General features: G+C 70.8%; 15 protein-coding genes and 2 tRNA genes. 7 read left to right on the top strand and 10 right to left on the bottom strand.

The annotated features are described in order from the left end of the window. Positions 1–42: 42 nt before the first annotated feature. The 3 genes from EIZ45_RS15005 to EIZ45_RS14995 all read left to right on the top strand — a co-directional run bounded on the left by EIZ45_RS15005 (position 43) and on the right by EIZ45_RS14995 (position 6,497). On the top strand, positions 43–978 hold the full coding sequence (locus tag EIZ45_RS15005; RefSeq protein ID WP_134662854.1) for an AraC family transcriptional regulator: 936 nt from the start codon (positions 43–45) through the stop codon (positions 976–978). 63 nt (positions 979–1,041) lie between these two features. After that, positions 1,042–1,905 (top strand): alpha/beta fold hydrolase, encoded by an 864-nt coding sequence (locus tag EIZ45_RS15000; protein WP_134662853.1) that lies wholly within the window; start codon positions 1,042–1,044, stop codon positions 1,903–1,905. Positions 1,906–2,036: 131 nt separating this feature from the next. After that, positions 2,037–6,497: a cation-translocating P-type ATPase gene (locus EIZ45_RS14995; RefSeq protein ID WP_240690620.1), complete on the top strand. Its 4,461-nt coding sequence runs from the start codon at positions 2,037–2,039 to the stop codon at positions 6,495–6,497. Positions 6,498–6,540: 43 nt separating this feature from the next. Here the strand turns inward: EIZ45_RS14995 and EIZ45_RS14990 are convergent, their stop codons facing one another. From EIZ45_RS14990 to aztA, 4 genes are all read right to left on the bottom strand, one after another. Then, on the bottom strand, positions 6,541–8,820 hold the full coding sequence (locus EIZ45_RS14990; protein WP_134662852.1) for a hypothetical protein: 2,280 nt from the start codon (positions 8,818–8,820) through the stop codon (positions 6,541–6,543). A gap of 22 nt (positions 8,821–8,842) precedes the next feature. Then, a tRNA-Asn gene (locus EIZ45_RS14985) sits at positions 8,843–8,915 on the bottom strand. A 10-nt stretch (positions 8,916–8,925) separates the two neighbouring features. Beyond that, positions 8,926–9,000, bottom strand: a tRNA-Thr gene (locus tag EIZ45_RS14980). Positions 9,001–9,062: 62 nt separating this feature from the next. After that, positions 9,063–9,788, bottom strand: a complete 726-nt coding sequence (gene aztA, locus EIZ45_RS14975) for a zinc ABC transporter ATP-binding protein AztA (RefSeq protein WP_370318141.1) — start codon at positions 9,786–9,788, stop codon at positions 9,063–9,065. A 45-nt stretch (positions 9,789–9,833) separates the two neighbouring features. Here aztA and aztB point away from each other — a divergent pair, with 45 nt between their 5' ends. From aztB to aztD, 4 genes are read left to right on the top strand one after another with little or no spacing between them, the layout of a single operon-like run. Next, the gene (aztB, locus tag EIZ45_RS14970) at positions 9,834–10,655 is read left to right on the top strand and encodes a zinc ABC transporter permease AztB (protein WP_134662850.1); all 822 of its coding nucleotides are present in this window, start codon (positions 9,834–9,836) and stop codon (positions 10,653–10,655) included. A 36-nt stretch (positions 10,656–10,691) separates the two neighbouring features. Further along, positions 10,692–11,876: a hypothetical protein gene (locus EIZ45_RS14965; protein WP_134662849.1), complete on the top strand. Its 1,185-nt coding sequence runs from the start codon at positions 10,692–10,694 to the stop codon at positions 11,874–11,876. After that, positions 11,873–12,772 (top strand): zinc ABC transporter substrate-binding protein AztC, encoded by a 900-nt coding sequence (aztC, locus tag EIZ45_RS14960; protein WP_043838570.1) that lies wholly within the window; start codon positions 11,873–11,875, stop codon positions 12,770–12,772. The genes EIZ45_RS14965 and aztC overlap by 4 nt, the downstream gene beginning before the upstream one ends. Before the next feature lie 42 nt (positions 12,773–12,814). Then, the gene (gene aztD / locus EIZ45_RS14955; RefSeq protein WP_134662848.1) at positions 12,815–13,978 is read left to right on the top strand and encodes a zinc metallochaperone AztD; all 1,164 of its coding nucleotides are present in this window, start codon (positions 12,815–12,817) and stop codon (positions 13,976–13,978) included. A 47-nt stretch (positions 13,979–14,025) separates the two neighbouring features. Here aztD and mmsB read toward each other — a convergent pair whose 3' ends face one another. From mmsB to araB, 6 genes are read right to left on the bottom strand one after another with little or no spacing between them, the layout of a single operon-like run. Beyond that, a complete protein-coding gene (gene mmsB, locus EIZ45_RS14950; RefSeq protein WP_037806337.1) occupies positions 14,026–15,261 on the bottom strand; it encodes a multiple monosaccharide ABC transporter permease in 1,236 nt (411 codons plus the stop codon). Continuing rightward, on the bottom strand, positions 15,258–16,778 hold the full coding sequence (mmsA, locus tag EIZ45_RS14945) for a multiple monosaccharide ABC transporter ATP-binding protein (protein ID WP_134662847.1): 1,521 nt from the start codon (positions 16,776–16,778) through the stop codon (positions 15,258–15,260). The genes mmsB and mmsA overlap by 4 nt, the downstream gene beginning before the upstream one ends. After that, positions 16,775–17,881, bottom strand: a complete 1,107-nt coding sequence (gene chvE / locus EIZ45_RS14940) for a multiple monosaccharide ABC transporter substrate-binding protein (protein WP_037806333.1) — start codon at positions 17,879–17,881, stop codon at positions 16,775–16,777. The genes mmsA and chvE overlap by 4 nt, the downstream gene beginning before the upstream one ends. Positions 17,882–17,898: 17 nt before the next feature. After that, positions 17,899–19,404: an L-arabinose isomerase gene (gene araA / locus EIZ45_RS14935; RefSeq protein ID WP_134662846.1), complete on the bottom strand. Its 1,506-nt coding sequence runs from the start codon at positions 19,402–19,404 to the stop codon at positions 17,899–17,901. A 26-nt stretch (positions 19,405–19,430) separates the two neighbouring features. Beyond that, the gene (locus tag EIZ45_RS14930; RefSeq protein WP_037806329.1) at positions 19,431–20,108 is read right to left on the bottom strand and encodes an L-ribulose-5-phosphate 4-epimerase; all 678 of its coding nucleotides are present in this window, start codon (positions 20,106–20,108) and stop codon (positions 19,431–19,433) included. Beyond that, positions 20,108–21,778: a ribulokinase gene (gene araB, locus EIZ45_RS14925; RefSeq protein ID WP_134662845.1), complete on the bottom strand. Its 1,671-nt coding sequence runs from the start codon at positions 21,776–21,778 to the stop codon at positions 20,108–20,110. The genes EIZ45_RS14930 and araB overlap by 1 nt, the downstream gene beginning before the upstream one ends. Positions 21,779–21,860: the final 82 nt, after the last annotated feature.

Raw genomic sequence — 21,860 nt, 5'->3', positions numbered from 1 at the left:
GACGAATCCGGCGCTCCGCCGCTGATCAGCTAGCATGCGTCCATGTCCGCACGCCGTGGTGCGGCGCCGCGGGACTGGGAGCGAGTCTCGAAGTCGGTGGCCGACGCCTACTTTCCGCACCAGCTGACGCCGCTCGGCGGCGGCCGCGAACCGCGGCTGACCCTGCGGACGCTGGACCTCGGCCCGGTGCTGATCGGGTACGTCGGATGGGGAGCCGACGTGGAGATCGCCTGCGACTACCCCTCCGCGTACGAGGTCAACCTGCCGCTGACCGGCCACCTCGCCAGCCGCGGCAGGCACGGTTCGGTGACGTCGGTGCCGGGACAGGCGACCGTCTTCCGGGCGGACACGCCGTCGCTGATCACCCACTGGGACGCGACCTGCACCGTGCTGGGCGTCAAATTCGACCGGGACTGGCTGGACCGCGAGGCCGAACGGGTCGTCGGCGCCGGGACCGTCCGCGTCGCCGGTGCGCTCCCGGACCAGTTGCCGCTGGAGCACGGTCCCGCGCGCGACTGGCGGCATCTCGTCGCCGGTCTGTCGTCGCAGATGCGCGACGGCTCGTTGTTCAGCGACCAGCCGATCGTCCGGGAACAACTGGCCGGAGCGGTCGCGGCCGGATTCCTCCTGGCGGGCTGCCCCGATACCGGCCGCGTTCCGCCGCCGCGGCCGCGCGCGATCACGCGAGTGGTCGACGCGGTGCGCGCCGACCCGGCCCGGGCGTGGACGGCGGCGGACATGGCTGCCGTCGCCGGGACTACGGTTCGCCGGTTGCAGGAGAGCTTCCGGGAATGGGTCGGCTGCACGCCGACGGAGCATCTCGTCGGGGTGCGGTTGCAGCATGCGCGGGTGGATCTCGAAGAGCACCCGGAATTGTCGGTCAGCGAAATCGCGGCGCGGTGGGGATTTTCCAGCGCCAGCCGGTTCGCTGCGGCGTTTCGGCGGCGTTATGGCGAGTCGCCTTCGCGGGCTCGTTGAGTCTTCCGGTTGAGCGAGGCGCACCAGCGCGCGAGCGGGTCTCGGCGGTGCGAGAGTGGAAGCGTGTTCGACACCTTCGCCGAATGGGACGTCTCCGTCAGCGACTCAGTGACCATCCACGGCCGAAGCGGCGGGGAAGGGCCGCCCGTGGTGTTGCTGCACGGGCATCCCCGGACACATACGACTTGGTACCGGGTAGCTCCCCGGCTCGCCGAGGCGGGATTGACCGTGGTGTGCCCGGATTTGCGCGGGTACGGCCGGTCGGCCAAACCCGATCCCGACGAAAACCACGAGGTCTACTGCGATCGTGCGATGGCAGCCGACATCGTGGCTCTGATGCGCAGCCTCGGCCACCGCCGATTCGCCGTCGTAGGACACGATCGCGGCAGTTACGTCGCTTACCGCACCGCGCTGGACCATCCCGATTCGGTGTCCCGTCTCGGCGTCCTCGACAGCGTGCCGATTCTCGAGGCGCTCGAACGCGCGGGCACTCAGTTCGCCACGGCGTGGTGGCACTGGTTCTTCCTCGGCGCCTCCCCGCACGCGGAGCGGGTGATCACGGCGGATCCCCTTGCCTGGTACCGCCCAAATGAGAAAGCCATGGGGCGCGAGAACTATCTCGACATGACGCGCGCGATTACCAATCCGGCCACCGTGCGGGCCATGCTGGAGGACTACCGCGCCGGGCTGACCGTCGATCGCGCCCATGACGAGGCGGACCGGGCGGCACAGCGCGTCATCTCCTGTCCGACCCTCGTCGCCTGGTCCGTCAGGGACGACATGGAGGACCTTTACGGCGATCCGGTCGGCATCTGGCGGTCGTGGGTCAGCGGCGAGCTGACGTCCGCCCGCATCGAGTCCGGGCACCACATGGCCGAGGAAAATCCGGACCAGCTCTCGGAAACGCTGGTCCGGTTCCTCCGGTAGCCGCTGGTCCGTTCCGCGCGCCAGCTTCCCTCGTCCGGGTGTTTGCCTCGCTCTCCACCGGGTATCAGGACCGTGCTTGCGATGGAAGGAATTCGAGGGCAGCGGGTCGGCGTGCGGAGGATGGCGAGAGCATGACGGGAAATCTGTCCTCCTTGGTGTCGCGTGCGTTCCGCGGGGCGGGACAGGTCGCGGGTGTGGCCGCCGAAGCGGTCAGCCTCGGAACCGATGCCGTGACGACCGGAGCGGGTGCCAGCGTCCGCGCCACGACCTGTGCCGCGCGGGTGTTGCGCGATGCTGTTGTCCATGGGGTCAAGGGAACCGAGGCGGTGTGGCGGCACGGGCAGAAGCTCCACGTCGGCCTCCGGCCGGAATCCACTGGCGACGCGAGCCGGTTCGGACGCGTGGTGCGCAAGCTGGTCCGCGAGGCGGTGGCTCGGCCTGACGTCCTGGCTGCCTATTGGGACGCCGGTCTGTCCCGGATGGTGCTGACGATGGCGGAAGGCGCGGCCAGCGACCGTTTGGTGGCCGCCGTGACGGCCCGCGCCCGGAAGCACGGGCTTTCCGTTGGCTCCCCGGACGAAGCGTCCGCCCATCCCGGCGATCTCAGCGCGGTCCAGACGCAGGCTGCCGCGCTGGCGATCAGCGGCGCCGGACTCGCGATGGCGACTGCTGCCACGCCCCTGCGGCTGCGCCGTCCGCCGCAAGTGCTGTCTGCCGCGCTCACCGCGGTGCGGGAACATCCGCTCGCACAAGACTTCTTGCGCGCCAGGCTCGGCCGGCCTGGTGCCGAACTGGCGGTCGCCACCGCCAACGCCGCGCTGCACGGCATCGGGAAGTCACCCGCCGACCTTGCCCTCGACGTGCTGCTGCGCGCCGGGCAGCTCGCGGACGCGGTGGCGCAGGTGGTCGCGTTCGAACGGTCCTGCGACCGGTTGTGCGTGCCCGACCGCGACTGTCCCACCGCCCGGCCCGAACGCAGGCCGGCCCCGCCGGATCCGGTCACCGACTACGCCAAGACCGCGCTGACCGGCGGCCTCGTCGGCGCGGGGGCGACCGTGCTGTTCAAACGCGACCTCAGCCAGGCCAGTTCGGCGATCCTCGCCAGTTCTCCCAAACCCGCTCGTTACGGCTGGACTGCCTACGCTTCGGGCACCGGACTCGCCCTCGCGCGCGAGGGGGTGCTCGTCCGGAATCCAGACCGGCTCCGGCTGCTGCAAGCGGCCGACACCCTTGTGGTGCACAGCAACGCACTGTGCGGCGACCAGCGCACGGTGCTCGAGGCCCATCCCACTGACACCGAGTGGGCGGAAGGCAGGCTGTGGCAAGCGGCCTTGCACGCGGTGGACGGCGAAGACAGCTCCGTGCGGCTGCGGCCGGCGCCCGACGATCCCGATGCCGAGACCGGGTTGATGATCGCCTCGGCCGACGGCGTGGACGTCGGAACGGTGCTCGTCGGATGGGTGCCCGATCCGCTAGCGGAGAGCGTGCTGGACGCGGCCGGGCAAGCCGGTCTGCGGATCGTGGTCGTCCAGGGCAGCTCTCCGGGCGCTGAGGCCGCGCTGGCGGACGAGGTCGTCACCGATCGCGCGATAGCCGACGTCGTCACCGGGTGCCATGAAGACGGCCATGTCGTGCTGACCCTGGCCCGCGTCCCGCCGAGCGCGGACGCGTCTGCCCGGGAGGAAGTGCTGGACGGCCTGCTGCGCGGCGATCTCGCGGTCGCGGTCGCGCACGGATGCGATGCCGCGGTCTGGGCTGCTGACTTGCTGTCGATCAGTGGCTTGGCGGGAGTCTGGCGTTTGATGCGCGCGGTGCGCAGTGCGCGTTCGGCTGGCGACCGGGCGACGACCTGCGCCGAGGCTGCGGCGGCTTTGTCCGGTCTGGTGGTCGCCACGGACGGGCACCGGCAGTGGCGGCGTCTGTTGTCGCCGCTGGCCCGGCTGAGTCCGGTCAACCTCGCCACCGGTGTCGCGCTGGCCGCCGGATGGCAGAGCGCCGTGTCCATGGCCGCGGAAACGGCTCCGGCGCCGCGGCCGCGAGTCGCCTGGCACGCGTTGCCGCTGGAGGAAGTCCTGCGCAAGCTGGCCTCGGATCCGCGCCGCCGCCGATCTCGCCGCGCCGGTCTGCCCGAGCGCGCCCAGCACTTGGCCGCGGAGGCCGCCGAGCTGCCCGGAACCGCGCCGGTGGCGACTGGGCTTCGTCTGGTCGGCGCGATGCGCGGCGAGTTGAGCGATCCGCTCACTCCGGTGCTCGCGGTCGGAGCGGCCGCGTCCGCGATTCTCGGATCCACTGTGGACGCGCTGCTGGTGCTGGCCGCGATGGGGGCCAACGCGCTTGTCGGAGGGGTGCAGGGCTTGCGTGCGGAGCAGGCTCTGGCGGGCCTCGCGGCGACTCAGACTCAGCAGGCCCGTCGGCTGGCCTCCGCGGACGCCGAGCCGGAAGCGGTGGACGCCGCCGACCTGCGGCCGGGTGACCTGGTGGAACTGCGAGCGGGCGACGTCGTGCCCGCCGACGCGCGGTTGGTGCGGCTGCACGACCTCGAGGTCGACGAATCGGTGCTGACCGGCGAATCCCTGCCGGTGCCGAAACAAACCGCGCCGACCCCGGCCTCGGACATCGCGGACCGCCGGTGCATGGTTTTCGAAGGAACCACCGTGGTCGCTGGATCGGCTCGGGCGATTGTCGCGGACACCGGCGACCGCACCGAGGCCGGGCGCGCCGTGGCGTTGGCGTCCCGCACCGCGCCGGCCGCCGGGGTCCAAGCGAGACTGCGGGAACTGACCAGCAAGGCACTGCCGCTGACGCTGGCTGGCGGAGTCGCCGTCGCGGGTCTGTCGTTGCTGCGCGGGCGAACGGTGCGCGAGGCGGTCAGCGGAGGTGTCGCAGTCGCGGTTGCCGCTGTGCCAGAAGGACTTCCGCTGGTCGCCACGGTCGCGCAGATGGCTGCTGCGCGCCGGCTCAGCCGCCGGGGCGTGCTGGTTCGCTCCGCGCGCACACTGGAAGCGCTGGGCCGGATCGACACCGTGTGTTTCGACAAGACCGGCACGCTGACGACCAACGAACTGAAGGTCATCAAGGTCGCGACGGCGAGTGGTGAGGTTCTGCCGCTGGAGCACGCGACGCGATCCGATGCTGCCGCGCAGGTGTTGCGCGCCGGGGCGCGGGCTTGTCCGTCCGAAGAGGACAGTGCCCGAGCGAAGCACGCGCATGCGACCGACGCTGCGGTGCTCGCCGCGTCGCCGCCCGGTGAGGATTGGCAGCAGGTCGCTGGCCTGCCGTTCGAGGCGAGCCGTGGCTACGCGGCCGCGGCGGGCGTCGAGGGCGAGACCGGTTGGCTGGTGGTCAAAGGAGCGCTCGAAGTCGTGCTCCCGTGCTGCCCGGACGCCCCGGCTGATGTCCTTGCGCGGGCGGAATCGCTGGCTGGCTCCGGCCTCCGGGTGCTGGCGGTGGCTCGCCGGCGCGTGGGTCCGGACGGATTGCCCGAGGCCGTCGAGAAACCGTTGGCAGACCTAGAGTTCATCGGGTTGCTCGCGTTGGCAGACAGCCCGCGGCCCAGCGCGGCGCCGATGGTGTCCGGGCTTCGCGCGGCGGGCGTGAACCCGGTGGTGCTGACCGGTGATCACCCGCGCACCGCCCTGGCTGTCGCCGTCGAATTGGGCTGGCCCGAGGACACCTCGGTCGTGACCGGGCAGGAACTGGCGGCGCTGGACCGGGCCGGCCGGGCGGACCTGTTGCGCGAGGCCGGAGTGGTGGCCCGGGTGGCACCGGAGCAGAAGCTGCAGGTGGTCGAGGCGCTGCGGGCAGCGGGCCGGGTCGTGGCGATGGTCGGCGACGGCGCGAACGACGCCGCCGCCATCCGGGCCGCCGACGCGGGCATCGCGCTGGCCGCACGCGGGTCCGCGGCCGCGCGCAACGCCGCCGACATCGTGCTGACCGACGGCGACCTTCGGGTGCTGGCCGACACGGTCGACGAAGGACGGGCGCTGTGGCGCAGCGTCGCGGACGCCATCAGCATCCTGATCGGCGGCAATGCCGGCGAGGTGGGGTTCACCGTGCTGGGCACGCTGCTGTCCGGGGCTTCGCCGTTGTCCACGCGGCAGTTGCTGCTGGTGAACCTGCTGACCGACATGTTCCCGGCGATGGCCATCTCGGTCACCCCCAGCGCCGCGCCGGACGCCGGAGAGGACGTGGGCACCGGGTCGCTCGGCGCGCCGCTGACCCGGCAGATCCGCGACCGGGGCGTCGTCACGGCTTTGGGAGCGACCACCGCGTGGCTGGCCGGCACCTGGACGCCGGGCACCGCACGCCGCACCAGCACGATGTCGTTGTGCGGCCTCGTCGGAGCGCAGCTGGTGCAGACCCTGTCCGGCCGCGAGCACAGCCCGCTGGTCCTGGCCACCAGCCTCGGCTCGGCGGCGGTGCTGTTCGCGGTGGTGCAGACGCCGGTGGTGAGCCACTTCTTCGGCTGCACCCCGCTGGGCCCGGTGGCGTGGGCGGGGGTCGGCGGCGGCATCGTGGTGGCGAAGTTCGCGCCGCCGATGCTGCCGGTGGTGGAGTCGGTCGTGTCCCGGGTCGCGGCGGCGGCTCGGTGAGCTGGGTTGTCCGGATTTCGGCTTGGCACCGCGTCCCGTCTCCCTAACCGCGCGCCGCTCGGACCTCGGGCAGGCACCAGTGCTTTCCCGTAGTCCACCCGAGAAAACGCCGTCCGGTCCCGCCGCCGATGCGGCCCTCCGGGGTGAACCGGCCGCCCTCCACCACGTGTGCCAAGCCGGTCACGGCCGGGGTGAAGCGTTCGGCCAGGCCCGCTCGGGCGACCTGCTCGGCGAGCTCGCGGACGGTCGCGCGCTGAGTTTCGAGGTCGCAGAAACTCAGGAAGAACAGCGCCTGCCGCCAGGCGTAGGCCGCGTTCTTGACCGCTTGCAGGGCCGCGTGGTGGTGGTCGGTGCGCGTCGCCAGCCGGATCACCGTCCACGTCAGCGCCTGGGCGGCCAGCTCAGGAGCCGAAGCCCGGAGCCGCTTCCGCAGATCGAGGGTGTGCACCAGGACTGCCAGGTTCTGCGTCGTGAGAATCTGGCTCTGCTCCAGCACCGTGCCGTTCACCGCAACCGAGCGGAGCCGCCACGACGGGCGGGTTCCGCCGGCTCGCTCGACGCACAGGTCGGCGAAGTCGTTGGCCGTGCCCTTCGCGAGCGCGCGGAACCGGCGCGGGCGGGGCTCCGACGTCCAGGATTCCGGCAGGTCGTAGTAGCGCGCGTAGAGCGTGCCTGCCATCGTGCGGCTCGTGAGTTCCGCTGCCGTGCGCCACTTCGCGGTGAATATGCCCATGAAGATGTCGGCAGCGACCTCCTCGACCAGCGGCATCGGCAGCCCGGCCTGTTTCGCCAGCGCGCCCAGTTCGCGCACCAGCGTGTTCGGCAGGATCGCCTGCGGGAACGCGCTCAGCGCCAGCAGCACCGTCTGGGAGAGCGTCTGGCGGGCGGCCCGGGTGGCGTCCGGACGCCGCGTTCGCAGCCGGTCGATCGCGTGGACCCAGGGGAGTTCCTCGATCCGGACCTGGTGTTCCAGGTCGAGCAGCAGCAGACTGCGGCGACGGCGGAAGGCCGCGTAGGTCTGCGCGTACAGCGTCGAAAGCTGCTCGTTGTCGAAGTTCGCGGCCAGCAGTTGCGCGGTGATCTGCGGCAGGACCGTCGCGAGGACGTCCGCCGACGTGATCACCTTCCGCGCGACCAGTTCCTCGATCGGCGCCTCCAGCGCGCGGGCGACCTTGGCGACCAGGTGCGCCGGCGCGTCCCCGGCGACCGGCTCGATCGACGGCAGCCCGCCGTCGGCCGGGAAGCGGTCCAGTCGTTCGGCCAGCGCGGCGGCGAGTTCGGCGTGCGTGGGCCGCGCGGCGACCGAGGCCTGCAGCGCTCGCAGCGCCGCCCGCGGTTCCGAGCCCGGCTCGCCGTGCTTGGTGATCGTGTTCGCCAGGGCACGGCGGATCCAGCCGACGTCCCGGCCGGTCAGGTCCGAGCTGTCGTGCTCGCACGCCCGCAACGCGCGGTACAGCCGGGTGAAGTTGCTCTTCGGGTGGACGTGGACTCCCGACGCGGTGTGCCGGAAGCGCGCGCTCGCGTAATCCTCGAGCCATTCGGCGCGACGCTGCTGCCAGTCCTCCGGCCAGGTACGGCACGGCCATCCGCCGGTGACGCCGGTTTCGTCCAGCCGCGGCAGTTCGCCTTCGACGGTGTCGCACCACAGCGCGACCAGCCGGTCGAACAGCGGGTGCCATACCGTCAGCGTTTCCAGCATCGCCTTGATCGCGGGCGGGGTGCTCGCGGACCGCAGCGATTCCCGGACTTCGCCGACGGTGCTCAGCCGGACCAGTGCGCCCGCCGGTCGCGGCGCCGAGCCGGGCAGCGGGGCCAAGCGCAGGCGATGCAGGTGCGGCCGCAGTTCGGCGATCAGGTCGAGCGCAGCTTCGGCGTGTCCGTGCTCCAGCAGCCACGCGACGGTCGGCAGCGCGGCGTCCTCCGGGACGTCGATCCGGTAGGACTCGGCGGCGAGCATGGCGCGCAGCGCGGCGAGCCCGGCGTCGGTGAGGTACCAGAGGTTGAGCTGTTCGCGGTCGGTCCGGCCCGGTCCGTCGGGGCAGACAGCGGCCTCGGCGGGGGACAGCGGGACCTCGGCCAGGCACCGGCCGGTGGCGAACCCGCCGTGCACGACTTCGAGGGTCACCCACGCCGGAGTGCCGGCGACCGGGGCCCGCGAGCCGATCCGCAGGGAACCGGTGGCCATGCCCGTGAGGACGTCCTGCCACCGGTCGGCCTTCGCCCGCGCACGACGGCGCGTCCCGCTGTCCTTCGCGGACAGGGCGGTGTGCACAGCCCGTTCGAGCTGCCCGTAGGCGTACCCCGGCGACGCGCTGTGTCCCATGTGGATTCCCCCTGTGGTCAAGACTTGGAGGCAGGATTCGAACCTGCGCCTTCCCGGGTAACAGCCGGGTGTTCTGCCTGCTGAACTACTCCAAGGAGCGGGGGATGGACATGGAGGCGGGACTCGAACCCGCGCCCTCCCGGTTACGAGCCAGGTGATCTGCCGCTGATCTACTCCATGCCGTTCCCCGCGTCCGGAATCCTATGTCGCGGCAGGACTGCGCCGCCACCGATATTTCCGGCTTACCCTGCGGGGTCGGGAAAATCCGGCAGGCCCCACCCGGCGGCCACTCGGTCCCGGGTGAGCACCGCGGACGGCAGCCCTTCGGCGAGCAACCGCCCGTCGCACAGCAGCAGACAGTGGGCCGCGCGGCGGGCAACCGTGAGGTCGTGGGTGATGCGGACAACGGTCGTCCCGCCGCGCACCGTCGCGTCGAGCGCGTCGTCGATGAGGGTCTGGGCGTGCAGGTCCAGACCGGCCGCGGGTTCGTCGAGCAGCAGCAGATCCGACTGCTGGGCAAGAGCTTGCGCCACAAGCGTCCGTTGCCGCTGGCCGCCGGAGAGCGTGCCCAGCGGCTGGTCGGCGATCGACGCGATGTCCAGTTGCTCCAGGCAATCCTCGACGACGGTCCGGTCCCGGGCGGTGAGCCTGCGCCACGGGCCGCGGTGGGCCCAGCGGGCCATGGTCACCGTGGCGCGGACGGTGATCGGGAGTTCGCCGGACACCTCGCTGTACTGGGTCGCGTAGGCGGCGCGGAACCGGCTGGTGCGGTGCAGCGTGCCGGCGCTGATCGGCTGGATTCCGGCGATCACGTTGAGCAGGGTCGACTTCCCGGCCCCGTTCGCCCCGACGACGGCGGTGCTCCGCGCCGCGGGCAGCTCGGCGGTGATCCCGCCGAGCACCTCGTGCGACCCGTAGCCCGCGCGGACGTTCCGCAAGGTGACAGCCGGTTCGGCAAGGTTCACCAAAGCCCCCTTAAAGAGAATGAAAACCATTTCCACTATAGTGGCGCCGTGACCTGGTTGCTGACCCCCTTCGAAGTGTCGTTCGTGCAGCGCGCGCTCGTCGCCGGGGTCCTCGTGTCGGTGATGTGCGCGCTGGCGGGCGTCTGGGTGGTGTTGCGCGGGATGGCTTTCCTGGGGGAGGCGCTGTCGCACGGCATGCTGCCCGGGGTGGCGATCGCGTCGCTGGCGGGAGTGAACCCGCTGCTCGGCGCGGTGCTGAGCGCCGCGGTGATGGCCGGGGGAGTGACCGTGCTGGGCCGGTCGCGGAGGCTGTCGCAGGACACGCTGATCGGGCTGCTGTTCGTGGGGATGCTCGCCGCCGGCGTGATCATCGTGTCCCATTCGCAGTCGTTCGCGGTCGACCTCACCGGGTTCCTCTTCGGCGACGTGCTCGCCGTCGGCACGGGCGACCTGCTGGTCCTGGCGATCGCGCTGGGGCTGGTCGCCGCGGTGTCGCTTCTCGGGTACCGCCCGTTCGCCGCCGTCGCCTTCGATGTCCGCAAGGCCCAGACACTGGGGTTGCGGCCAGGTCTCGCGAACGCGCTGGTGCTGGCGCTGGTGACGGTGACCGTGGTCGCGTCGTTCCGGGTTGTCGGCACCTTGCTGGCGTTCGGGTTGCTGATCGGCCCGGCGGCCGCGGCCACGTTCTGGGCGCGCCGCATCACGACGGTCATGGTGCTCGCCGCGCTGCTGGGAATGCTGTCGACGGTCGCGGGATTGCTCGCGTCCTGGCACTGGGGCACTGCCGCGGGAGCCAGCATCGCCGCCGCCGCGATCGCGCTGTTCTTCCTCTCCGCTCTGCTGTCCGCCGTCCGCGGCCGCCGTCGCTGAACGAATCCGTTGTCCGACAACAGAAATCGAGGACGCATGACGACATCTCCTGTCCGCCGCGCGGCGGGCGTGCTGGCCGTGGCGGCGCTGCTGGCCGCCTGCGGGCACGATCCGGCGGAGCAACCCGCCGCCACGCCGCACGGCTACGTCGAGGGAGCGGAGGAAACCGCCGAGGCTCAGTCGAGACTGGTCGTCGCCGACGCCTCGACCGGTGCGGCGCACGTGCTGGACCTGATCACCGAGCAAGTCACGCCGGTGGGAACGGTCGAGGGCGCGCATGCGATCACCGGGGACGGCCGGTTCGGCTACCTCACCGGCCGCGCCGACGGGGTCCGCGTCATCGACAGCGGCGCCTGGATGGTCGACCACGGCGACCACGTGCACTACTACCGCGCCGCGGTGCGCGAGACCGGAACCGCGCCGGGCCAGCAGCTGCTGGCCGCTTACAGCGATCCCGCGGTCACCGCACTGTCCTTTCCGGACGGAACTGCCAAGTTGCTGGACCGGGCGAAGCTGGACCGCGGCTCGATCGCCGAACTCGGCACGATCGCGCGGAGTCCGCACCCAGGGGTAGCGGTGCCCTATCGCGAACGTGTGCTGGCCTCGGTTGCCGATGGCGTGCGAGTGCACGATCGGCAGGGCAAGCAGGTCGCGGAGATCGGCCAGCCGTGCCCGGAACTGAGCGGTGCGGCCGTCACGCGGCGGGGCGTCGTCTTCGGGTGCGCGGACGGCGCGTTGCTGGTCACCGAGAAGGACGGGACGTTCGCCGGGGAGAAGATCACCTACCCGCGACCGGTCGGCAAGGAGGAACGCGCCTCCAGGTTCGCGCACCGGCCCGGCAGCACGACCCTCGCCGCCGCGGCCGGGACTGACGCGGTGTGGGCACTGGACGTCCGGGCCCGGAAGTGGTCCCGGATCGAGACCGGTCCGGTCGCCGCACTGAACGCTGTCGGCGAGGACGCGCCGGTCTTGGTGCTGACCCGGGACGGCGTGCTGCGGGCCTTCGACCCAGGCAGCGGGGCGCAGCAGGCGCAAGTCCCGCTGCTGCCCGCGGTCAATGGCCCGGTCACCCCGGCGATCCAGGTCGACGCGACCCGCGCCTACGTCAACAACCCGGCCTCCGGCGAGATCTACGAGATCGACTACAACGACCACCTCCGCCGAGCCCGGACGCTCACCGTTCCCGGCAAGGCCAGCTACGTCGTGGAGACCGGCCGATGAGCAGAATCCGGGCCCTGCTGGTCGCCGCGCTCCTGGTCGTGTCCGGCTGTTCCGCCGCGGGCGCGAGCGGCGGCTCGGTGGTGGTGACCACGAACATCCTCGGCGACATCACCCGCCGCATCGTCGGCGACCAGGCGGGCGTGACGGTGCTGATGAAACCGAACGCCGACCCGCATTCGTTCGGCATTTCTGCACAGCAGGCTGCGGAGGTCGAACACGCGGGGCTGATCGTCTACAACGGACTCGGGCTCGAGGAAGGCATGCTGCGCACGGTCCAGGCGGCCGAGCGCAACGGGGTCCCGGCGCTGGCGGTGGGCGAGCGGGTCGACCCGATCAGCTACGCCGCCCACGGCGGTCCGGATCCGCATTTCTGGACTGATCCCGGCCGTGTCCGCGCCGCCGTGCCGGTGATCGCCGACCAGATCGTCGCGCGAGTGTCCGGAGTGGATGGGAACGTGATCCGGGCCAACGCCGAACGGTACCGGCAGGAACTCGGCACGCTCGAGGACACGATGCGCCGCCGGTTCGCGGAAATCCCGCCGCAGCGCCGGAAACTGGTCACCAACCACCACGTGTTCGGCTACCTGGCCCAGCGGTTCGGCTTCCAGGTCGTCGGCGCGGTGATCCCGAGCGGCACCACGCTCGCCTCGCCCAGCGCGTCCGACCTGAAGTCGCTGGCCGACGCGGTGCGCGCGGCCGGGGTCCCGGCGGTCTTCGCCGATTCCTCCCAGCCGGACCGCCTCGCGCGGGTGCTCGCCGACCAGGCGGGCGTGCGGGTGCGGGTGAAGTCGCTGTTCTCGGAATCCCTCAGCGAACCCGGCCAAGGCGCGGCGACCTACCTGGAGATGATGCGCGCCAATACCGACGCGATCGTCGACGGCCTGGCCGCGCCCTGATCTTCGACACCGAGAAAACCCATCCCCACCAAGGAGAACGAAATGCCAGTGCCGCCCTACCGAACCGCCTGCGCCGCTCTCGCCGCGGCCGGGCTGCTGACGGTGACCGCCTGCGGATCCCCGGAGCCGCCCCCGGCAGCCGCGCCCCAGACGGTCGCCGATCCGATCGCGATCACCTACGACGGCGGGATCTCGCTGCTGGACGGGAAAACCCTGAAGGTCGTCAAGGACCTCCCGCTGCCCGGCTTCAACCGCCTCAACCCGGCCGGCAACGACCGGCACCTGATCGTGTCCACGGCCACCGGATTCCGGCTCCTCGACGCGGCGGGCGCGACGCTGACCGACACCGAGATCCGCGCCCCGAAGCCGGGACACGTGGTGCGGCACGCAGGCAAAACGGTCCTCTTCTCCGACGGCACCGGCGAGATCACGGTGCTCGACCCGGCGACGCTCGGGACCGGGAAACCGCCCGCGCCGCAGCACAAAACCCCGGAACCGCATCACGGCGTCGCGGTCGAACTGGCCAACGGCGAACTGGTCGCCACGATCGGCAACGAGGACGCCCGGAACGGCATCGCGGTGCGGGACAAGGACGGCAAGGAGATCGCGCGCAACGACCAATGCCCGGGCGTGCACGGCGAAGCGACCGCGCGGGGCGAGGCCGTTGTGGTCGGCTGCGAGACCGGCGCGCTGATCTACCGCGCGGGCAAGATCACCAAGGTGACCAGCCCGGACGCGTACGGGCGCATCGGCAATCAGGCCGGCTCCCCGCAGTCGTCGATCACGCTGGGAGACTACAAAACCGACAAGGATGCGGAGCTGGAGCGGCCGACGCGGGTCTCGCTGATCGATACCGAGAAGGCCAGCCTGCGGCACGTGGACCTCGGCACCAGCTACACCTTCCGCTCCCTGGCGCGCGGCCCGCAGGGCGAGGGCCTGGTGCTGGGCACCGACGGCAAGATCCACGTGATCGACCCGGCCGCGGCCCGCGGGACCCGGACAATCCCGGTGATCGGCTCGTGGCAGGAGCCGCTCGAATGGCAGCAGCCGCGTCCGGCGCTGTTCGTCCGGGGCGGGACGGCGTATGTGACGGATCCGGGCAAGAAGGAGGTCCACGCGGTCGATCTCGGGACGGGGGAGAAGACCGCGACCGGCTCGCTTCCTGGGGTGCCGAACGAGCTCAGCGGAGTTGTCGCAGAAAGCTGAGCAAGGGGTGGCTGGTGGGCGCCGAAACGTCGCCCACCAGCCACGAGTCAGCGAGCCGCCGCGCGGCGCTTCGTCCAGATGTCGTAAGCGACCGCCGCGAGCAGGACCGCACCCTTGACGAGCATGACGCGTTCGCTGGGCGCCCCGATCAGGGACATCCCGTTGTTGATCACCGCCATGATCAGGCCGCCGGTGATGGCTCCGACGACCTTGCCGACCCCGCCCTGGACCGCGGCGCCGCCGATGAACGCGGCGGCGATGGCGTCGAGTTCGAAGTTGACGCCCGCGGTGGGCCCGGCCTGGTTGAGCCGTCCGGCGAAGATGATGCCGGCGAGCGCGGCGAGCACGCCCATGTTGACGAACACCCAGAACGTCACGGATTTGACCTTGACCCCGGACAGCGTCGCGGCCTGGAGGTTCCCGCCGATGGCGTAGATGTGCCTGCCGAACACGGATTTCCCGGCGACGAGCGAGTAGCCGAGCACGAGCACCGCGAGCAGGACGAGCACCCACGGCAGATTGCGGAACCGGGCCAATTGCACGACCACGGCCAGCACCAGCGCGGCGGCGACGGCGATCTTCAGCACGAACAGCGGGAACGGGTCGACTTCCTGGCCGTAGCCGAGCCGGGCGGCGCGTTTGCGCCATTGCGTGAGCACGATTCCGGCCACCACGACGACCCCGGCGAGCAGGCTGACCAGGTCCGCGCCGCCGAGCGGGCCGAGGCCGATGTTGCCGAGGTATCCGCCGGTGAAGCCGTTGGACAGGGTGCGGATCGCGTCGGGGAAGGGGCCGATGCCCTGGTTGCCGAGCACCGTGAGGGTGAGCGCGCGGAAAGCGAGCATCCCGGCCAGGGTCACGATGAACGCGGGGATGCCGAAGTACGCGACCCAGTATCCCTGCCAGGCGCCGATGACCGCGCCGACGACGAGGGTCAGCACGACCGCGAGCGGCCAGGGCAGCCCGAGATTCACGGTGAGGACCGCGGCGACCGCGCCGGTCATCGCCACCACCGAGCCCGCGGACAGGTCGATGTGCCCGGAGATGATCACCAGGATCATCCCGATGGCGAGGATCAGCACGTAGGAGTTCTGGACGATGATGTTCGAGATGTTCTGCGGTTCGAGCAGCGCGCCGCCGGTGATCACCTCGAACAGCACGACGATCAGCGCGAACGCGACGTAGATGCCGCTCTGGCGGAGGTTGATCGAGATCCGCCGGGGGCTGCGCCCGGCGGGCGGGGCGGCCGGATCGGCTGGCCGCACGGGGTTGGCGGTGGTCATGGCCGTTCCTTCGTCATGTGTCGCATGAGCAGTTCCTGGGTGGCGTCGGCGCGGGCGACCTCGCCGGTGATCCGGCCCGCGGAGAGCGTGTAGATGCGGTCGCAGAGGCCGAGCAGTTCGGGGAGTTCCGAGGAGATGACGAGGACCGCTTTCCCCTGCGCGGCCATCTCGTAGACGATCGTGTAGATCTCGTACTTCGCGCCGACGTCGATGCCGCGGGTGGGCTCGTCGAGGATCAGCACGTCCGGGTCGGTGAAGATCCACTTGGCCAGCACGACCTTCTGCTGGTTGCCGCCGGACAGCTTCCCGGTGACGCTGCGCACCGACGGCGCCTTGATCCGGAGATCGCGGTGGAACCGGAGCGCGACGTCGTGTTCGGTGTGCTCGTTGACCCAGCCGCGGCGGGAGAGCGAGGGCAGTCCCGCCGCGGAGGTGTTGCGCTGGATGTCGTCGATCAGGTTGAGCCCGTAGAGCTTCCGGTCTTCGGTGGCGTAGGCGATGCCGTTGCGGATGGCGTCGCGGACCGACCGCAGCGAGATCTCCTTGCCGTCCTTGATCAGCCGCCCCGAGATGTTCGTGCCGTACGAGCGGCCGAAGACGCTCATCGCGAGTTCGGTGCGGCCCGCGCCCATCAGCCCGGCGAGCCCGACGATCTCGCCGCGGCGCAGGGTCAGGTTCGCCCCGTCCACGACGACCCGGCCGGGCTGGTTCGGGCTGTGCACCGTCCAGTCCTCGATCCGGAGCACCTCCTCGCCGATGTCCGGTTCCCTCGGCGGGAAGCGGTGTTCGAGGTCCCGTCCGACCATGCCGGTGATGATGCGTTCCTCGCTCAGCCCGGCCGCGCCGAGCGTTTCGATCGTCTTGCCGTCGCGCAGGATCGTGACGGTGTCGGCGATCGCGGTGACCTCGCCGAGCTTGTGCGAGATGATCACGCACGTGACGCCGTCGTCCCGCAGTTCGCGCAGCAACCCGAGCAGATGCTCCGAATCGTCGTCGTTGAGCGCGGCCGTCGGCTCGTCGAGGATGAGGAGTTTGACGCGCTTGGACAGGGCTTTGGCGATCTCGACCAGCTGCTGTTTGCCCACGCCGAGTTCGCTGACCGGCGTGACGGCGTTCTCGCGCAGCCCGACCCGGCGCAGCAGGTCGGCGGCCTCGTGGTTGGTCCGGTTCCAGTCGACCCAGCCTCGCCGGGCCCGTTCGTTGCCGAGGAAGATGTTCTCGGCGATCGAAAGCTGCCCGCACAGCGCGAGTTCCTGGTGGATGATCACGATGCCGCGGCGCTCGCTGTCGCGGATGGACCCGAACGCGCAGGCCTGGCCGTCGAAGGTGATCTCGCCGTCGTAGCTGCCGTGCGGGTGGACGCCGGACAGGATCTTCATCAGGGTGGACTTCCCGGCGCCGTTCTCGCCGCAGACGGCGTGGATCTCCCCGCGCCGCACCGACAGCGTGACGTCGGACAGCGCGGTGACGCCGGGGAAGGTCTTGGTGATCCCGCGCATGCCGAGCAGTTCGGTCATTTCAGCTGGCCCGCCGTGTAGTAGCCGGAGTCGAGCAGTTCCTTCTGGTAGTTGGACTTGTCCACCACGACCGGCTGCAGCAGCTGGGACGGGACGACCTTCTTGCCGTTGTCGTAGTCGGTGGTGTTGTTGACCGCGGGCTTCTGTCCCTTGAGGACGGAGTCGGCCATCTTCACCGTGACGTCGGCGAGTTTGCGGGTGTCCTTGAAGACGGTGGAGTACTGCTCGCCCGCGATGATGGACTTGACCGAGGCGACTTCGGCGTCCTGTCCGGTGACGACCGGGTAGGGCTGGCCGGCGGTGCCGTAGCCGTTGCTCTTGAGCGCCGACAGGATCCCGATCGAAAGGCCGTCGTAGGGGGAGAGCACGCCCTGGACCTTCGCGCCGCCGGTGTAGGTCTTGGTGAGCAGGTCTTCCATCCGGCGCTGCGCGGTGGCCGGGTCCCAGCGCAGGATCGCGGTCGGCGCGAAGTCGACCTGACCGCTCTTGACCACCAGCTTCTTGCTCGCGATCAGCGGTTTGAGCACCGACATCGCGCCGTTGTAGAAGAAGGTCGCGTTGTTGTCGTCCGGCGAGCCGCCGAACAGTTCGATGTTGAACGGGCCCGGCCCGTCGCCGAGGCCCTTGAGCAGCGAGTTCGCCTGCTCGACGCCGACCTTGAAGTTGTCGAAGGTGGCGTAGTAGTCGACGGCGGTCGAGTTGCGGATGAGCCGGTCGTAGGCGATCACCGGGACCTTGCGGTCGGCGGCCTCCTGCAGCTGGGTGGTGAGCGCGGTGCCGTCGATCGAGGCGACGACCAGCAGTTTCGCGCCCTTGGTCAGCTGGTTCTCGATCTGGTTGACCTGGGTGGGGATGTCGTTCTCGGCGTACTGCAGGTCGACCTGGTAGCCGAGCTTCTCCAGCGCGGCCTTGATGTTGTCCCCGTCGTGGATCCAGCGCTCCGACGATTTGGTCGGCATCGTCACGCCGACCAGCGCGCCGGCGGATCCGCCCGCCTGCTGGTCGACGGTCTTCGCGCTGGACCCGCAGGCGGCGGCGCCGAACGCGAGCACCGCGACCCCGGCCGTCGCCGCGACGGTGCGGATTCCTCGAATGAACCTCATTGTTCGTTCTCCTTCTTTCAGAAACCCTGGGCGAGCCGGTGGTAGGCCTGGTTCCAGCGGATGCGGTCGGCGAAGTCCGCGGTGGTGGTGCTTCCGTCGATGACGAGCAGTTCGACGTCGAGCATCCGGGCGAAGTCCCGGACGGTCTCGGTGCCGACTGCCTGGGTGAGGACGGTGTGGTGCGGTCCGCCGGCGGTGATCCACGCTTCCGCGGACGTGGCGAGCGACGGCGCGGGCTTCCACACCGCGCGGGCCACCGGCAGGTTCGGCAGCGGCTCGTCGGGCTGAACCACGTCGATCTCGTTGGCCACCAGGCGGAACCGGTCGCCGAGGTCGATCAGGCCCAGCACCGTGCCCTGGCCGGCCGCGGCGTCGAAGACCAGCCGCACCGGGTCCTCGCGGCCGCCGATGCCGAGCGGGTGGATCTCGCACGACGGCTGACCCGCGGCGATGCTGGGGCACACCTCGAGCATGTGCGCGCCGAGGATCTTCGGTTCGCCGGGCCCGAAGTGGTAGGTGTAATCCTCCATAAAGGACGTTCCGTGGTCCGAGCCCCGGCCCATCGCTTTCACCGACGCCAGCAGCGCGGACGTCTTCCAGTCGCCTTCGCCGCCGAAGCCGTAGCCGTCGGCCATCAGCCGCTGCACTGCTAGTCCCGGCAGCTGGCGGAGTCCGCCGAGATCCTCGAAGTTCGTGGTGAACGCGCCGAACCCGCCTTCGGAGAGGAAGGACCGCAAGCCGAGTTCGATCCGCGCGGCGTAGCGCAGCGACTCGTGCCGCTCACCGGCGCGCGCCAGTTCCGGGGCGAGCGCGTACTCGTCGGCGTACTGCGCGACCAGGCTGTCGACGTCCGAGGCGGAGGCCGCGTCGACCCGTTCGGCGAGCTCGGTGACGCCGTAGGTGTTCACCGAGACCCCGAACCGCAGCTCTGCCTCGACCTTGTCGCCTTCGGTGACCGCGACGTCGCGCATGTTGTCGCCGAACCGGGCCAGTTTCAGGGTCCGCAAGTGAGCCGCGCCGATCGCCGCGCGCGCCCACGCGTCGATCCGGGCGACCACCGCCGGATCGGCCGCGTGCCCGGCGACCGTCTTGCGCGGGATCCCGAGCCGGGTCTGGACGAACCCGAACTCCCGGTCGCCGTGCGCGGCCTGGTTGAGGTTCATGTAGTCCATGTCGAGCGTGGCCCACGGCAGCGCCGCGTCGAGCTGGGTGTGCAAGTGCAGCAACGGTTTGCGCAGCGCGTCGAGTCCGCTGATCCACATCTTCGCCGGGCTGAAGGTGTGCATCCACGCGATCACGCCGACGCACGCGGGGTCGGCGTTGGCCTCCTGCAGCACCTGCCGGATCCCGGCGGACTCGGTCAGCACCGGTTTCCCGACCAGTTCGCACGGGAGCCCGCCGGAATCGGCCAGCAGCTGCCGGATCCGCAGCGACTGCCCGGCGACCTGGTCGAGGGTCTCCTCGCCGTAGAGCGCCTGGCTGCCGGTGAGGAACCACACCTGCGGCTTGGTCGCGGAAATCATCTGTTCTCCTTGCTGGATCGGGGTTTTCAGCGCTGCCCGTAGACGTTCTGGTAGCGCGCGTGCAGCCGGTCGACGTCGGTTCCCGAGAGCGGGACGGGCGTGCCGAGCTGGTGTGCGATGTGGACGGTGCGGGCCACGTCCTCGACCATCACCGCGGCCTTCACCGCGTCCCGCGCGGTCGCGCCGACGGTGAACGGGCCGTGGTTGCGCATCAGGACGGCGGGGGAGCGGGTCGCGCGCAGCGTTTCCACGATGCCGCGGCCGATCGAGTCGTCGCCGATCAACGCGAACGGGCCGACCGGGATCTCGCCGCCGAACTCGTCGGCGATCATCGTGAGCACGCACGGGATCGGCTCGCCGCGCGCGGCCCAGGCCGTCGCGTAGGTCGAATGGGTGTGCACGACCCCGCCGACCTCGGGCAGATGCCGGTAGACGTAGGCGTGCGCGGCGGTGTCCGACGACGGGGCGAGTTCGCCGTGCACGAGCTCGCCGTGCAGGTCGGTGACGACCATGGTGTCGGCGCTCAGGTCGTCGTAGGACACTCCGGACGGCTTGATCACCATCAGGTCCTCGCCGGGCACCCGCGCCGACACGTTGCCCGAGGTCCAGACGACCAGCTCGTTGCGCGTCAGCTCGCTGTGCAGCCGCGCGACGGATTCCCGCAGCTCCGCGATCGTCCCGCGCGCCTGGGCGGTCAGCGTCATCAGTTCTGTCCTTTCGCGACAGTGGCCAGTTCGCGGCGGCGCGCGGCGAGACGGTGCAGCACGTCGTTGCCGCCGCGGCCGAAGTAGTCGTGCAGCGCGGTGTATTCCGCGTACAGCTCGTCGTAGGCCGACACGTTCGCCAGCACGGGTTGGTGCGCCATCCGCTGGACCGAGCCCATCGCCGCCGCGGCCGCGCGCACGTCGGGGTAGGCGCCGGCGGCGACCGCGGCGTGGATCGCGGAGCCGAGCGCGGGTCCCTGCGCCGAGCCGATCACCGAGAGCGGGAGGCCGGTGACGTCGGCGTAGATCTGCATCAGCAACGGATTCTTGGTCAGCCCGCCCGCGACGATCAGCTCGGTGACCGGAACCCCGGCGGCCTCGAAGGTCTCGATGATCTTGCGGGTGCCGAACGCGGTGGCCTCCAGCAGCGCCCGGTAGACGTGCTCGGCCCGGGTGCTCAGCGTCTGCCCGACGAGCACGCCGGACAGCTCGTGGTCGACCAGGACCGACCGGTTGCCGCTGTGCCAGTCGAGCGCGACCAGTCCGTGCTCGCCGATCTCCTGCTGCGCCGCGAGCCCGGTCAGGAACTCGTGGAGCCCTTCGGTGCGCGCAGCGTCCGAATAGGACTGGGGGACGCAGTGGTCGACGAACCAGCCGAAGATGTCGCCGACCCCGCTCTGCCCGGCCTCGTAACCCCAGAGCCCGGGGACGATGCCGCCGTCGACGACCCCGCACATGCCCGGGACCTCGCGCAGGTCGGCGCCGTTCATGACGTGGCAGGTCGACGTGCCCATGATCGCGACCATCTGCCCCGGCTCGACCGCCTGCGCGGCCGGCGCGGTGACGTGCGCGTCGACGTTCCCGACCGCGACCGTGATCCCGGCGGGCAGCCCGGTCCAGGCCGCGGCCTCCGGGCTGAGCTTCCCGGCGAGCGAGCCCAGCTGGCCGATCGGATGGTCGAGCTTGTCCTCTACAAAGGACGCGAAGCCGGGGTTGAGGCTGCCGAGGAATTCCCGGTCCGGGTAGCGGCCGTCCTGGTAGATCCCCTTGTACCCGGCCGTGCAGGCGTTGCGGACATAAGTTCCGGTGAGCTGCCAGACGATCCAGTCCGCCGCCTCGACCCAATGCCGCATGGCCCGGTAGACCTCGGGGGCTTCCTCGAACAATTGCAGCGCCTTGGCGAACTCCCATTCGGACGAGATCAATCCGCCGTACCGCGGCAGCCAGGGCTCAGCGCGTTCGCGGGCCACCGCGTTGATGCGATCGGCCTGCGGTTGCGCGGCGTGGTGCCGCCACAGCTTCACGTACGCGTGCGGATTGCCGGTGAACTCCGGGAGTTCGGACAGGGGAGTGCCGTCCGCGGTGGTCGGGATCATCGTGCAGGCGGTGAAATCCGTCCCGATCCCGATCACGTCCTGCGGGTTGGCGCCCGCATCAGCCAACGCGGCGGGCACGGCGGTGCGCAGGACGTCCACGTAGTCCGACGGAACCTGCAGCGCCCAGCCCGGCGGCAACTCCTCGGCGGTGGCGGGAAGCCGGTCGTCGACGACCCCGTGCCGGTATTCGGTCACGGCGGTCCCCAGTTCGGCGCCGTCGCGCACCCGGACCACCACGGCGCGTCCGGAGAGCGTGCCGAAGTCGATGCCGACGACGAGGGAATCTGCTGGCACTGGAGGGATTTCCTTCCGGACTCCACGCCGCGCGACGGGCTGCCGCTCGACTGTTAGCGCTAACATTTGAAGGGTGATCGCT

It is taken from the genome of Amycolatopsis sp. CFH S0740 (genome assembly GCF_004522315.1).
Lineage (GTDB): Bacteria > Actinomycetota > Actinomycetes > Mycobacteriales > Pseudonocardiaceae > Amycolatopsis > Amycolatopsis nivea.
The sequence above is the reverse complement of the archived record's forward strand: the minus strand, read 5'-3'. Positions and strand labels throughout refer to the sequence as shown.